The 13,678-nt window shown below is 71.9% G+C and carries 13 protein-coding genes and 1 pseudogene; 8 read left to right on the top strand and 6 right to left on the bottom strand.

Translation table 11 applies throughout. The features are described from left to right. Positions 1-35: 35 nt before the first annotated feature. The 4 genes from serS to ACZ6ZI_RS10310 all read left to right on the top strand — a co-directional run bounded on the left by serS (position 36) and on the right by ACZ6ZI_RS10310 (position 4,086). Positions 36-1,313 (top strand): serine--tRNA ligase, encoded by a 1,278-nt coding sequence (gene serS / locus ACZ6ZI_RS10325; RefSeq protein ID WP_363053474.1) that lies wholly within the window; start codon positions 36-38, stop codon positions 1,311-1,313. Next, entirely contained in the window at positions 1,310-2,125 is an 816-nt protein-coding gene (locus ACZ6ZI_RS10320; RefSeq protein ID WP_363053475.1) for an HAD family hydrolase, read from the top strand. Before serS ends, ACZ6ZI_RS10320 begins: the two co-directional genes overlap by 4 nt. 316 nt (positions 2,126-2,441) lie before the next feature. Beyond that, complete coding sequence (locus ACZ6ZI_RS10315; protein WP_469518446.1) at positions 2,442-3,434, top strand: sensor histidine kinase; 993 nt, start codon at positions 2,442-2,444, stop codon at positions 3,432-3,434. A gap of 10 nt (positions 3,435-3,444) precedes the next feature. Beyond that, entirely contained in the window at positions 3,445-4,086 is a 642-nt protein-coding gene (locus ACZ6ZI_RS10310) for a response regulator (RefSeq protein ID WP_469518444.1), read from the top strand. 43 nt (positions 4,087-4,129) lie between these two features. Here ACZ6ZI_RS10310 and ACZ6ZI_RS10305 read toward each other — a convergent pair whose 3' ends face one another. From ACZ6ZI_RS10305 to ACZ6ZI_RS10285, 5 genes are all read right to left on the bottom strand, one after another. Then, positions 4,130-4,795, bottom strand: coding sequence for a rhomboid-like protein (locus ACZ6ZI_RS10305; protein ID WP_469518442.1), 666 nt, complete (start codon positions 4,793-4,795; stop codon positions 4,130-4,132). Between the two features lie 111 nt (positions 4,796-4,906). Next, on the bottom strand, positions 4,907-5,626 hold the full coding sequence (locus ACZ6ZI_RS10300; protein ID WP_363053479.1) for an ABC transporter permease: 720 nt from the start codon (positions 5,624-5,626) through the stop codon (positions 4,907-4,909). A gap of 14 nt (positions 5,627-5,640) precedes the next feature. Then, positions 5,641-6,552 (bottom strand): ABC transporter ATP-binding protein, encoded by a 912-nt coding sequence (locus ACZ6ZI_RS10295; protein ID WP_363053480.1) that lies wholly within the window; start codon positions 6,550-6,552, stop codon positions 5,641-5,643. Then, complete coding sequence (locus ACZ6ZI_RS10290) at positions 6,549-7,436, bottom strand: ABC transporter permease (RefSeq protein ID WP_363053481.1); 888 nt, start codon at positions 7,434-7,436, stop codon at positions 6,549-6,551. The genes ACZ6ZI_RS10295 and ACZ6ZI_RS10290 overlap by 4 nt, the downstream gene beginning before the upstream one ends. Beyond that, positions 7,426-8,415 carry an ABC transporter ATP-binding protein gene (locus ACZ6ZI_RS10285; protein WP_363053482.1) on the bottom strand — a complete coding sequence of 330 codons (990 nt, stop codon included), beginning with the start codon at positions 8,413-8,415 and terminating at the stop codon, positions 7,426-7,428. Before ACZ6ZI_RS10285 ends, ACZ6ZI_RS10290 begins: the two co-directional genes overlap by 11 nt. A gap of 301 nt (positions 8,416-8,716) precedes the next feature. On the opposite strand from ACZ6ZI_RS10285, the gene ACZ6ZI_RS10280 reads away from it, so the two are divergent. The 4 genes and pseudogenes from ACZ6ZI_RS10280 (at position 8,717) to ACZ6ZI_RS10265 (ending at position 12,492) form a co-directional block, all read left to right on the top strand. Continuing rightward, positions 8,717-9,586: a M24 family metallopeptidase gene (locus ACZ6ZI_RS10280; protein ID WP_469518438.1), complete on the top strand. Its 870-nt coding sequence runs from the start codon at positions 8,717-8,719 to the stop codon at positions 9,584-9,586. After that, positions 9,583-11,391 carry an SDR family oxidoreductase gene (locus ACZ6ZI_RS10275; protein WP_469518436.1) on the top strand — a complete coding sequence of 603 codons (1,809 nt, stop codon included), beginning with the start codon at positions 9,583-9,585 and terminating at the stop codon, positions 11,389-11,391. Before ACZ6ZI_RS10280 ends, ACZ6ZI_RS10275 begins: the two co-directional genes overlap by 4 nt. 35 nt (positions 11,392-11,426) lie before the next feature. After that, positions 11,427-11,567, top strand: a pseudogene (locus tag ACZ6ZI_RS10270) (metal-dependent hydrolase); the annotation flags it as partial. Positions 11,568-11,577: 10 nt separating this feature from the next. Next, on the top strand, positions 11,578-12,492 hold the full coding sequence (locus tag ACZ6ZI_RS10265) for a MerR family transcriptional regulator (RefSeq protein ID WP_363053485.1): 915 nt from the start codon (positions 11,578-11,580) through the stop codon (positions 12,490-12,492). A 104-nt stretch (positions 12,493-12,596) separates the two neighbouring features. Here ACZ6ZI_RS10265 and ACZ6ZI_RS10260 read toward each other — a convergent pair whose 3' ends face one another. Next, entirely contained in the window at positions 12,597-13,583 is a 987-nt protein-coding gene (locus tag ACZ6ZI_RS10260; RefSeq protein WP_469518434.1) for an aquaporin, read from the bottom strand. Between the last annotated feature and the right edge of the window lie 95 nt (positions 13,584-13,678).

Raw genomic sequence — 13,678 nt, 5'->3', positions numbered from 1 at the left:
TGATCCCAGGAAGCCCCGCCCGGTAGCCTGGAGGGGTGATTGACCTTCGGCTGCTCCGTGAAGACCCTGACCGTGTCCGCGCCTCGCAGCGCGCCCGTGGAGAGGACGTCGACCTCGTCGACGCGCTCCTTTCCGCCGACGAGCGCCGCAGGTCCTCAGGCATGCGCTTCGACGAACTGCGCAACGAGCAGAAGTCGCTCGGCAAGCTCATCCCCAAGGCCTCTCCCGAGGAGCGGGCCGAGCTGCTGACCAAGGCCGAGCAGCTCAAGCAGGACGTCAAAGCCGCCGAGGCGGAGCAGAACGAGGCCGACGAGGCCGCCAAGAAGCTCCTCCTGCGGCTCGGCAACATCGTCCACAGCGACGTCCCGGTCGGCGGCGAGGAGGACTTCACCGTCCTGGAGACGCACGGCACCATCCGCGACTTCGCCGCCGAGGGCTTCGAGCCCAAGGACCACCTGGAGCTCGGCGAGGCCCTGGGCGCCATCGACGTCGAACGCGGCGCCAAGGTGTCGGGCTCGCGCTTCTACTACCTCACCGGCGTCGGCGCCCTGCTGGAGCTGGCCCTGGTCAACGCGGCGATCGCGCAGGCCACCGAGGCCGGCTTCATCCCGATGCTGACCCCGGCGCTGGTCCGCCCGCGCGCCATGGAGGGCACCGGCTTCCTCGGCCAGGCCGCGGAGAACGTGTACCACCTGGAGAAGGACGACTACTACCTGGTCGGCACCTCCGAGGTCCCCCTCGCCGCGTACCACATGGACGAGATCATCGACGCCGAGAAGCTGCCGCTGCGCTACGCCGGCTTCTCGCCGTGCTTCCGCCGCGAGGCGGGCACGTACGGCAAGGACACCCGCGGCATCTTCCGCGTCCACCAGTTCGACAAGGTCGAGATGTTCTCGTACGTCGCGCCGGAGGACGCCGAGGCCGAGCACCAGCGCCTCCTGGAGTGGGAGAAGCAGTGGCTGACGAGCCTGGAGCTGCCGTTCCAGGTCATCGACGTGGCCACCGGCGACCTGGGCTCCTCCGCCTCGCGCAAGTTCGACTGCGAGGCCTGGATCCCGACCCAGGGCAAGTACCGCGAGCTGACCTCCGCCTCGAACTGTGACGGCTTCCAGGCCCGCCGCCTGTCGATCCGCTACCGCGACGGCAAGAAGACCGCGCCGCTGTCCACGCTGAACGGCACCCTGTGCGCCGTACCGCGCACGATCGTCGCGATCCTGGAGAACCACCAGCAGCCCGACGGATCGGTGCGGGTTCCGGCCGCGCTCCGTCCGTACCTGGGCGGCCGCGAGGTCCTGGAGCCGATCGCCAAGTGAGCACGGCCGCCCCGTTCCCGTACAAGCTCGTCGCCACGGACCTCGACGGCACGCTGCTGCGTGACGACGACACCGTCTCGGAGCGCACCCGTGAGGCGCTCGCCGCGGCCACCGCGGCGGGTGCGGCGCACATCATCGTCACCGGCAGGGCCGTCCCCTGGACCCGGCACGTACTGGACGACCTCGGCTACCGGGGCATCGCCGTGTGCGGGCAGGGCGCGCAGGTGTACGACGCGGGGAGCCACCGCCTGCTGACCTCGGTCACCCTCGACCGGCAGCTGGCGGCGCTGGCCCTGTCGAAGATAGAGGCCGAGGTCGGTCCGGTGGCGCTCGCCGCCAGCCGCGACGGGGTGGACGGCGAGGTGCTGTTCGGGCCCGGCTACCAGGTGCAGGAGGGCCTCCCGGCGCTCTACCTGGACGACACCGCCGCGGTCTGGACCGCGCCGCTGAACAAGCTCTACATCCAGCACCCGGACATGAGCGAGGACGAGCTGGTCAGGGCGGCCCGGGCGATCGTCGGCAACCTGGTCGACATCGTCATGGCCGGTCCGGGCATAGTGGAGATCCTGCCGCTGGGCCTGAGCAAGGCCACCGGCCTGTCGCTGGCCGCCCGTCGGCTGGGCGTCAAGGCGGCCGAGACGATCGCCTTCGGCGACATGCCCAACGACATCCCGATGTTCGGCTGGGCGGCGCACGGCGTCGCCATGGCCAACGCCCACGCGGAGCTGAAGGCGGTGGCCGACGAGGTGACGACCTCCAACCAGGAGGACGGCATCGCGGTGGTGCTGGAGCGCCTGCTGGGCGCCGCGTAACAGCGGGACCGACGTACGAGAGGTCCGGGACGGCCCGCGCCGAAAGGCGCGCTCGAAGTGGCCGTCCCGGACCTTTTGTTGCTCCCCGCACCTCTCACTGTGCCCCTGTCACACGGCCCTTACCAGCGAATTTCCCCCGCCCGCCCCGCGTACGGCGGCGGTGGCGGTACCCGCCGGCGGCGTCACGGGCGCCAGGCCCCCTTCCGCACCCCGCCGGACACCGTCGGCCGATCGGCAGGCCGTGGCGTCGGCGCCCCAACCCACCTCTGCCGAACGGCGGATGGCCCGGTCCGGGTCGCGCTCGTAGGGTCGCCGCATGACCAGCCATCCGCGATTCCCGTACGCCCCCGCCCTGGTGGGCACCGCCGCGCTGTCCGCCCTCGGTTCGCTGACCGGGACGGGCGGTACGTGGTCCATGGCCGGCACGGTCCCGCTGCTCGTGCTGCTGGGGCTGGTGGCGCGGTGGTCGCCGATGCTCCCCGGTGCCATCGCGGCCGCCCTGGGGGTCGGCGCGGTGGCCCTGTGGCCGGCGGCCCTGGTGTGGGATCAGGGGTCGTGGCTGGAGGCCTGTGGCGCGGGGGCCTTCTGGGCCATCCCCGCGCTGGGCGCCGCCGGGGTGGGCCTCCACCTGCGCCGGCAGGCCTCGCGGACCCGGCGGGCCGTCCGGGACGCTCGGCGCGACCAACAGCTCGAACTGGCCCGGGACCTGCACGACTTCGTCGCCCACGACGTGAGCGCCATCGTCGTCCAGGCACAGGCGGCCCGGTTCGTCGCGGGCTCCGACCCCCGTCAGGCCCTGCGCGCCCTGGAGCGCATCGAGGCGGCGGGGCTGAGCGCGCTGGCCTCGATGGACCGGACGGTGCACGCGCTGCGCGAGGCGGGCGGCGGGGACGCGACCTCGGCCCCGGGGCTCTCGGAGCTGGCGGGGGTCGTGGACCGGTTCGAGGGGGGTGTGTGGGAAGCGGACCCGGGGGCGCCGGCGGGGCTGTCCCGGGAGGCGGACACCGCCGCCTACCGGGTCGCGGTGGAGGCGCTGACGAACGTACGACGGCACGCGCCCGGCGCGCACACCGTACGGGTGACCCTGCGCCGGGCTCCGGGCGGGATCGAGCTGGCCGTGGCCAACACGGCGCCCGCGCGCACCGCACGGGGGCGCGCGGCCAGACGGCGGCCCACCGGCGGCTCGGGGCTCGTCGGGCTGCGGGAGCGGGTGGAGGCCGCGCGGGGGACGTTCGGGGCGGGCCCGACCGATGACGGGGGATGGCGGGTTTCGGCGGTCTTCCCGGCGGAGGGGACCGGTCAGGGGTGATCATGGCGCGGTGACCACGCGCATCCTGATAGCCGACGACCAAGAGGACATCCGCAGCGGGTTCAGGCTGGTCCTCGACTCGCAGCCCGACATGACGGTGGTCGGGGAGGCGGCCGACGGTCGGACCGCGGTGTCCCTGGCCCGGGAACTCGACCCCGACCTCGTCTTGACGGACATCCGCATGCCCCGCCTCGACGGGCTGGAGGTGACCCAGCTGTTGGCCCCCCGGACCCGGGTCGTGGTGGTGACCACCTTCGACCTCGACGAGTACGTGCACGGCGCGCTGCGGGCCGGGGCCTGCGGGTTCCTCCTGAAGCGGTCCGGTCCGGCGTTGTTGATCGAGGGGGTCCGGGCGGCGATGGCCGGGGACACGTTGATCAGCCCCCAGATCACGGTGCGGCTGCTGAGTCGGCTGTCGGCCCCCGAGCCGAGGACGTCGACGCCCGGCACGGGGGTGCTGACGGGGCGCGAGCTCGACATCGTGCGGCTGGTGGCCCGGGGGCGGACGAACGCGGAGATCGGGGCGGAGCTGTTCATCACCGCGGGGACGGCCAAGACGCACATCGCGAACGTGCAGGGCAAGGTCGGGGCCCGGAACCGGGTGGGCATCGCGGCGTGGGCCTGGGAGCACGGGGTGGTGGGCCCGGAGTAGGGCCGCAGAGCGCCACGGGCTCGTGTTCCACGAGGGATCCGGCTCATGTTTCACGTGAAACATGAGCCGGCAGACGGTCCGTGTACGGCTGGGGGTGCAGCGTCAGGGGCCAGGCCAGCAGCCCCACGGCGAGGGACACGGCGTGACCGAAGTCGGTGAACGTGCCCCCGGTGAGGAGCGGGATCCCGAAGAAGGCGACGGCTCCGGCGAGGTAGAGCCATCTCCAGGGGTCGGGGAGGCGGTAGGTCAACACGCCGACCGACGCGGCGATCCCGTAGCTGACTCCGATGTCGACGACGTGCGTCATGCTGTGCGGCGCGCGGTGGTCCTGGATGGCCATGAGCAGGAGCTTCTGGCTGGCGAGCGTGGCGACCACGTGGGCGGTGGCGACGATCAGGAGCCAGCGCAGGGTGCCGAGCCAGCGTTCGACGGGGGCGTGGAAGACCTCGAAGAGCAGGGCGTAGAGGGGGAGCGACGCCGGGTTCTCGATCCAGAAGGCGCTGCCGATCAGGGCGCGTATCGGGTACTGGTCGAGCTGGTGGATGTTGCTGCTGTTGCGGTGGAACAGGGCGTGGTCGACCCGGTCCGGGGCGATCGCGACGACGATGCCGGTCACCGCGATGATCAGGAGCCAGACGTGCGTACCGGGCGAGGAGCGTATCCAGGACCGCAGCGGCCTGGACGGCTCGGGCTCGGTGTGCTCGATCATGCACCGATGATCCCGCGTACGACGGTGCCCCGCCCGGCCGGTGGGCCGGGCGGGGCACTTTCCCCGTGGAGCGGGGCGCTTCCCCCGTGAGGGCGTCGGCGGGGGCCGGTCCTACTCCTCGCCGGCCAGGGTGAGCCGGCGCAGCTTCTGGCCCGCGTAGGCCGTGGCCCCGACGGTGACCGCGACGAGCAGGATCACCGCGGTGGGCAGGCCGACGGTCGCGTCGACGTAGCCCTCCCCGGCGACCTTCTCGGCGAGGGAGAGCGCCCACTGCTGGACGCTGAGGGTCTTCGCGCCGGAGACCAGGCTGCCGAAGAGCGACTCCCAGATCAGCGCGTAGACGAGGCCGAAGACGACCGCGTGCCGGCTGACGGTGCCCAGCAGGAGGAAGAGCGCGCTGTAGGCGATCGAGGCGACGAGCGCCGCGACGGTGTAGGCGACGGCGATCTGCTGGCCGTTGCCGTTGAGGATGAATCCGGCGATGAGGGTGGGGATCGCGGAGAAGGCCATCGTGACGGCGATCGCGACGGTCAGCTTCGTCATGATGATCGTCGGGCGGCTCACCGGCTTGGAGAGCAGGTAGACGATCGAGCCGTCGTCGATCTCGGGGCCGATGGCTCCGGTGCCGGCGATGACGCCGATCAGCGGGACCATCGTCGCGAGGGCGAAGCCGCCGAGGAGGTCGGCCGCCACCTTGTCGTCGACGCCCGTCAGGAGACGCACGGCGAGCGAGATGGCGATCAGCAGGGCGGGGAGCGCGAAGAGGATCGCGGCGCGGCGGCGGCCGAGCAGGGCCCGGTAGGTGAGCCGGGCGACGGTGGGGTTGTACATGGGTGCCAGCTCCTTCAGGCCGCGACGAGGTAGGAGAAGACCGATTCGAGGGACTCGTCGGAGGGCGAGACCGTCAGCAGTCGGATGCCGTGCGCGCGGGCGACCTGCGGCAGCAGGGTCGTGAAGCGGCCGAAGTCGACGGCCTGGATGCGCAGGGCCCCCTCCTTCAGGTCGACTTCGATGCCGGCCGTCGACGGGTCGGCGATCAGGGCCGCGGCGAGGGCCCGGTCGTCGGAGGAACGGACCAGGTAGCGGTGCGGGCGGTCCGTCATCAGGCGCCGGATCCGGCGGAAGTCGCCGGAGGCGGCGTGCCGGCCGGCGACGACGACCTCGATGTGCGAGGCGAGCTGCTCGACCTCCTCCAGGATGTGGGAGGAGAACAGGACGGTGCGGCCCTCGGCGCCCATCCGCCGCAGCAGGTCCATCAGCTGCATGCGCTGGCGCGGGTCCATGCCGTTGAAGGGCTCGTCCAGGAGCAGGACGGACGGGTCGTGGACGAGGGCCGAGGCCATCTTCACGCGCTGGCGCATGCCCTTGGAGTACGTGGAGATCTTGCGGTCCTGGGCGTACTCCATCTCGACGGTCGCGAGGGCCCGCTGGGCCGCCGCGTCGTCGAGGCCGTGGAGCTCGGCGTTGGCGACGACGAACTCCCGGCCGGTGAGGAAGTCGTACATGGCCTCGCGCTCGGGCACGACGCCGATCTGCTTGTAGACCTGCTCGTTGCGCCAGATCGGGGCGCCGTCGAGGGTGACGGTGCCCGTGGAGGGCGCGAGGAAGCCGCCCATCATGTTGATCAGGGTCGACTTCCCGGCGCCGTTGGGGCCGAGGAGGCCGGTGACGCCGGGACCGATGCGCATGGTCACGTCGTTGACGGCGACGACGTTCCCGAACCAGCGGGAGGTGTGGTCGATGTCGATGATGGTCACAGCCCGGCCTTCCGGTAGCGGGCCATCAGAGCGGCGTAGGAGCCGACGATGAGGGCGAGGACGACGATCAGGTAGACGACGCCGACACCGGCCGCGGGGCCCTCGCCGCCGGGGAAGGCGGAGGTCGCGCCGAGGAAGGCGGTCTGGACCCCGTCGATCAGGGTGATCGGGGACAGCAGGCCGAGCCAGTCGATGGCGCCGGTGTTGCCGGTCGAGTAGGCGACGGCCTGCACGGTGGAGACGGCGCCGTAGGGGATGAGCAGCAGACCGATGACGGCCGCGACACCGAACCCGCGGCGCGGGGTGAGGGCGGCCATGACCAGGCCGAGTCCCGCGAACAGCAGCGACAGGAGCGTGACGGACACCATTCCCTGCGCGAATCCCTTGGTCTGGTCGCCGAAGTCGAACTTCGCCAGCAGCGAGCCGATCCACATGATCAGCAGCGGGGTGGCGGTGAGGATGAAGAGGGCCGAGGCCATGGCCGCGTACTTGGCGACGACGTAGTCGACGCGCTCGATGGGCCGGGAGAAGTACAACGGCACCGTCTTGAAACGCAGGTCCCGGGAGACCGACTGAGGTGCCTGGGAGGCGAGGTAGAGGCCGATGACCACCTGGGTGGTCAGGGCGTACGTCGTGTACTTGATCGGCAGGTCGGTGGAGCCCGGGACGGCGATGGCCACCGCGACGATGATCAGCGCGGGAACGCACATCACCGCGAAGAGGATCATCGGGAGGACCTTGGACTTGGCGGACCGGCCGAGTCCGTAGGCTCCGCGCAGGGACTGCGAGAAGAGCGACTTCCGGGCGTACGCGCGGCCGAGCCGGGCGCCGTCGTAGGACCGGTAGCCGATGTTGTGGATCTGGGTCGAGGTGTCAGGCGCCATCGGTACCGGCTCCCTTCTGCCGGCTGGACGGGGCTTGCCGGTCGTTGTCGCGGAAGACCTCCGCGATGTGGTGGCGGCGCTGTTCCATGCGGACCAGACCGAGGCCGAGGTCGGCGACGGTGTCGCGGACCGTGTCGTACGTGTGCTCGCCCTTGGCCTCCACGAGGAGGATGTGACCGGCGCCGGGCAGGCCCTGCTCCTCGCCCGCGTGCAGGGCGATGCCGGCGGCGGTGAGCGCCTCGCGCAGGGCGGCGGTGCCGTCCGGGTGGGCGTCGGAGTCGGTCACCTCGACGGCGAGGGTCGTCGTGGTCTGGGTGAAGTCACTGGTGGAGCTGGAGCGCAGCAGCTTGCCGCCGTCGACGACGACCACGTGGTCGCAGGTCCGCTCCAGCTCGCCGAGGAGGTGGGAGGTGACCAGGACCGAGATGCCGAAGTCGGTGTACACGCGGCGGATCAGGCCGAGCATCTCGTCGCGGCCGACCGGGTCGAGACCGTTGGTCGGCTCGTCGAGCAGGACCAACTGCGGGTCGTGGACGAGGGCCTGCGCCAGCTTGACGCGCTGCTTCATGCCGGTGGAGTACCCGCCGATGGGGCGGTAGCGCTCCTCGTACAGGCCGACGTGGCGCAGCGTGTCGGCGGTCCGCTCGCGGGCGGCGGCCGGCGGCAGGCCCGACATGCGTGCCATGTGGACGACGAACTCGGTGGCCGAGACGTCGGGGGGCAGGCAGTCGTGTTCGGGCATGTAGCCGACGCGCTCACGGATGGCACTGCCATGCGTGGCGACGTCGAGTCCGAGCACGGCGGCGCGGCCCTCGGTGGCGGGGGACAGTCCGAGCAGGATCTTGATCAGCGTGGACTTGCCGGCTCCGTTGGCGCCCACGAGGCCGGTCACTCCGGGCCCGATGTCCAGGGAGAGCCGGTCGAGGGCGGTCACTCGGGGGTACCGCTTGCTCAGGCTTTCGGTCGCGATGACAGTCACGCGATCGACGTTAGTGCCGCGCGGTCGGCGGATCGTCAGACCTGGAGCGGGATCCGGTCTCAGCCTTGAGGACTACACGGGCGGACGGAAGGTTGATGGCCGGCGGGGTGGGGGCACCGGTGGGGGTGCTGTCGCGAGCGTGTTCCGTCCGGGTTCGGACCGTGATCGGACCGGATTCGGACCGGATTCCGGCCGGGTTGTCCACAGGTCCGCGCACGACCCTTGACGTGATCTCCGGTCATTGTCACATTCATCAGTGTCAAGTTTCGGGCGCGCAGGGCTACAGGGACGGACGGCAGGCATGGCTGGGCACACCGAGCAACGCACCGCGTACGGGTCCGGACGGCTCTCGGCCGAGCTGCGCGGCTTCAGAGAGGTACAGCGCCTCGCCTACGAGTGCGCCGAGGCCGTGGCGGCGCAGCTGCGGCCGGGGGTGACCGAGCGCGAGGCGGCGCGGATGCAGCGGGACTGGCTGCGCGAGCGCGGGGTGCGGGACTGGTTCCACCTGCCCTTCGCCTGGTTCGGGGACCGTACGGCCTTCGCGAACTTCAAGGTTCCCCTCCAGTTCTTCCCGACGGGCCGGAGGCTGGAGCCGGGGATGCCGTTCATCCTCGACATGGCGCCCGTCCACCGGGGCTACGCGGCCGACATCGGGTACTCGGGCAGCCTCGGTCTCCATCCGGTGCAGGACCGCTTGATGTCGGACCTGAGGCCGCACCGCGAACTGATCCTGGAGCAGGTGCGCGAACGCCGCTCGCTGCGCGAGATCTACGAGAACGTCGAGCGGCTGATGACCCGCCAGGGGTACGCCAACCGGCACCGCGCCTACCCCTTCGGCGTCATCGCGCACAAAATAGACCGCGTCAAGGAGCGCCGCTGGTCCCCGACCGCCTTCGGGTTCGGCACCCGATCCCTGCGGGGGCTGGCCTCGGACGCGTTGCACGGGCACCGCGAGGGGTGGTCCCCGTTGTGGAGTCCGTACCACTTCTCCGATCATCCGCCGCAGCCCGGTCTGTGGGCGGTGGAGCCGCACCTGGGGTTCCGGGGGACCGGCGCCAAGTTCGAGGAGATCCTGGTCGTCACCGACTCCCGGGATCCCGAGGAAAGCGCGTTCTGGCTGGACGACGACCTGCCGCACGTGCGGCGCTGGGCTGAGGAGAAGACGGCATGAGCGAGGCGAGCGGGACGAGCGGCACCGGCCGTACGGCGGCGGGGGCCCTGGCGGGCGGGCGCGAGCGCCGGGTGGCCACCGGCGGGATCGAGCTGTGCGTCGTGGAACTCGGTGACCCCGACCGGCCGACGGTCGTGCTGGTGCACGGCTACCCGGACAGCAAGGAGGTGTGGTCGGAGGTCGCGCAGCGGCTCGCCTCCCGCTTCCACGTGGTGTTGTACGACGTCCGGGGCCACGGGCGTTCCTCCGCGCCGGTGCCGCTGCGCGGCGGGTTCACCCTGGAGAAGCTGACCGACGACTTCCTGGCCGTGGCGGACGCCGTCAGCCCGGACCGTCCGGTGCACCTGGTGGGGCACGACTGGGGCTCCGTCCAGGGCTGGGAGTTCGCGACGGTGGCCCGGACCGAGGGGCGCATCGCCTCCTTCACCTCGATGTCGGGCCCCTCCCTGGACCACTTCGGGCACTGGATCAAGAAGCGGCTGGCGCGGCCCACCCCGGGCCGGACCGCCCAGCTCCTCAAGCAGGGGTCGAAGTCCTGGTACGTCGGCATGCTGCACGCGCCGGCGCTGCCGGAGCTGGCCTGGCGCGGACCGCTCGGCAAGCAGTGGCCGAAGATCCTCGAACGGGTGGAGAAGGTCCCGGCCGGCGCCTACCCGACGGCCTCGCTCGTCTCGGACGCCGCGCACGGCGCCTGGCTCTACCGCGACAACGTACGGGGCCGGATGCGCAGGCCGCGCGCCGACGCGTACGCGCACGTGCCGGTGCAGCTGATCGTCCCGACCGAGGACGCCTTCCTGTCGCCGCGGCTCTACGACGACCTGGAGCTGTGGGCTCCCGACCTGGTGCGGCGGACCCTGCCCGCCCAGCACTGGATCCCGCGCACGCGGCCCGACCAGGTGTCGGCGTGGATCTCGGAGTTCGTCACGGCGCGCGAGGAGCCGGCGGCCCGGGCTCCCGAGCAGAAGGCACCCGGCCGGTACGCCGACCGCTTCGGCGGGCAGCTCGTCCTGGTCACGGGCGCCGCCAGCGGCATCGGCCGGGCCACCGCCTTCGCGTTCGCCGAGGCCGGGGCGCGGGTGGTGGCCGTGGACCGGGACTTTGAGGGCGCGGCCCGCACCGCCGAGATGGCCCGCCTCGTGGGCGCCCCCGAAGCCTGGGGCGAGTGCGTGGACGTCAGCGACGAACAGGCGATGGAGAAGCTCGCGGCGAAGGTCGCCGCCGAGTACGGGATCGTGGACGTCCTGGTCAACAACGCCGGGATCGGGCTCTCGGGTTCCTTCCTGGACACCAGCGCCGAGGACTGGAAGAAGGTCCTCGACGTGAACCTGTGGGGGGTCATCCACGGCTGCCGGATCTTCGGTCGGCAGATGGCCGAACGCGGGCAGGGCGGCCACATCGTCAACACAGCCTCCGCCGCCGCCTACCTTCCCTCGCGGACCCTGCCCGCCTACAGCACCTCGAAGGCCGCGGTGCTGATGCTGAGCGAGTGCCTGCGCGCGGAGCTGGCCTCCCGGTCCATCGGCGTCTCGGCGATCTGCCCCGGCATCGTCAACACCAACATCACCGCCACCTCCCGTTTCGCCGGGGTGGACGAGGCCGAGGAGAAGCGGCGCCAGGAGCGGTCCTCCCGGTTGTACGGGCTGCGCAACTTCCCGCCGGAGAAGGTCGCCGACGCGATCCTGCTCGCCGTCGTGAAGAACCAGGCCGTGGTGCCGGTGACCCCGGAGTCCAAGGGCGCCCTGTGGCTGTCGCGGTTCGCGCCGCGCACGCTGCGGCGGATCGCGAAGCTGGAGCCCCGGCTGTGACCCCGCCGGGGAGGCCGACCCCGCGCACCGGGCCCGGCACGGGCATACCCCCCTACTTCCGGCGGTCGTACCATCCCTCGCAGGAGGGCTCGTCGCGCGGTGCGGTCGAGTTCCTGGCGGCGTCACCTGCCGCCCGGGCCGCGGCGGGCGCGGTCGGCCGAGCCGCCATGTCGTAGGGAGCCGGGATTGTCCGATCAGGCGGTAGCCGAGTACCGGATCGAGGATCTGGCGCACCACAGCGGGGCGACGGTGCGCACGATCCGCGCGTACCAGGACCGCGGTCTGCTGCCGAAGCCGGAGCGCCGCGGCCGGTCCAACGTCTACCGGGACACCCATCTGGCCCGGCTGCGTCAGATCGCCGACCTGCTGGACCGGGGCTACACCCTGGCCTCCATCAAGGAGTTGTTGGAGGCCTGGGACGCGGGCCGCGGCCTGGGCGGCGTACTGGGACTGGTCGCGGAGGTGCACGGGCCGTGGACCGACGAGGAGGCGGCCCGGATCACCCGGGCCGACCTCGACGAGCGGTTCGGCGGCCTGCCCGACGACGACGCGGTGGGAGAGGCCTGCGAGCTGGGGGTGTTGGAGCGGATCCCGGGACGGCCGGACGAGTTCCTGGTGCCCTCGCCCCAGGAACTGGCGGTCGCGGCCGAGCTGTACGCGGCCGGGGTGCCGCTGTCGGCGATCACCGGGCACCTGCGCGAGCTGCGGGGCCAGGTCGAGCACATCGCTTCGCGCTTCCTGGACTTCACCACCGAGCACGTCTTCGCGCGCTACCTCGGTGAGGTGCCGCCGACGGACGCGGACGCGGCGGAGGCGGCGACGATGGTCCGCCGGCTGCGCCCGCTCGCCCAACAGTCGGTGGACGCGGAGCTCGCGCGGGCGATGCGGCTGTTCGCGACCCGGCACCTCCAGCAACACCTGGGCACGGCCGGGGCGGCGCAGCCGTCGGGCCCCTCACCCGTGGCCCTGCCGGCCGAGACGGTGCGGGCGGTGCAGGAGCTGGTGGGGCCCGATCACGTGGCGGAGTTCGTCCGGGCCGCGACGGAGCGGGAGCTCCAGGCCCGGACGATGAACGATCTGGCGCGCAGGGGCGGCCGATAGTGCTCGATCAGCAGTCCACAGGGCGAATCGCATCCTTGTCCCCGAAACCATCCGAAACGGCTGTGGACAAGTGCCGTTTTCCTGTGGGCAACGCGCTCTGATCCTCAGACGGCGGTCTCGAACGCGCCGCCCCCGCGCGCGATATCGGCCACGCCCGGTCCGGTTTTCTCCGGCTTCTCCGCCTCCTCCGCCGAGGCCGTCTCGGCCGGCACGATCTCCGTCGGCACGGCCGCCGACGGTACGGTCTCCGCCGCCACGACCTCTTCCGCCACGGCGTCCGTCGGCACGACCGTCACCGGTATGACGTCCGTCGGCAGGACGGCCACCGGTGCGACCGTCACCGGTACGACATCCGCCGGCAGGACGGCCACCGGTGCGACCGTCGCCGGGTCCTGGGCACGGCCCCGGCGCTCGCGCCCGTAGAGCAGGGTGGCGAGGGCGAGGCCGAGGACGCCGCCCACCAGCTGCGCCGCGACGAATCCGGGCAGCGACTGCGGAGCGATGCCGGTGAAGGAGTCGCTGAAGGCGCGTCCGACGGAGCCGGCCGGGTTGGCGAAGGAGCCGGAGGAGGTGAACCAGATCGCGGCGCCGATGTACGCGGCGACCGCGGCCGGGATCAGCTTCGCCCGGCCGATGCGGCCCAGGCCCTGGATGACCAGGATCAGCCCGGCGGTGGCGACGATCTCCCCGATGAGCAGGTGCCCGCCGTCGCGGACCTGGGTGGAGAGGACGCCGGGGGTACGGCCGAACATCGCCTCGGCCACGGCGGCGCCCGCGACGGCGCCTGCCGTCTGGGCCGCGGCGTAGGACAGGGCCTCACGGCCGCCGAGCCCCTCACCGCCGGTGCGGCGGGCCCACCAGGCGGTCAGGGTGACGACGGGGTTCAGGTGCGCGCCGGACAGCGGCCCGAGGAGGGTGATGATCAGTCCGAGGCCGATGGCGGACGCGAGGGAGTTCGCGACGAGGGCGACGCCCGTGTCGGGGCTGAGGGCGGAGGCCTGGATCCCGGAGCCGATCACCACCACGAGCAGACTCGCGGTGCCGATGAACTCGGCCGTCGCGCGTCGCAGCAGTGAAGCCTGTTCTGTCATGAATTCTCCCTCTGGGCAGCAGTCCAGTGGAAAATGTATTCCGTATCTCGGAATCATGATAGAGGTGTCCACCCTGTGACGGGCGGCGAAAAATC

This window comes from Streptomyces sp. NPDC103540 (assembly GCF_055584445.1).
This window is presented reverse-complemented; position numbering and strand designations above follow the sequence as displayed.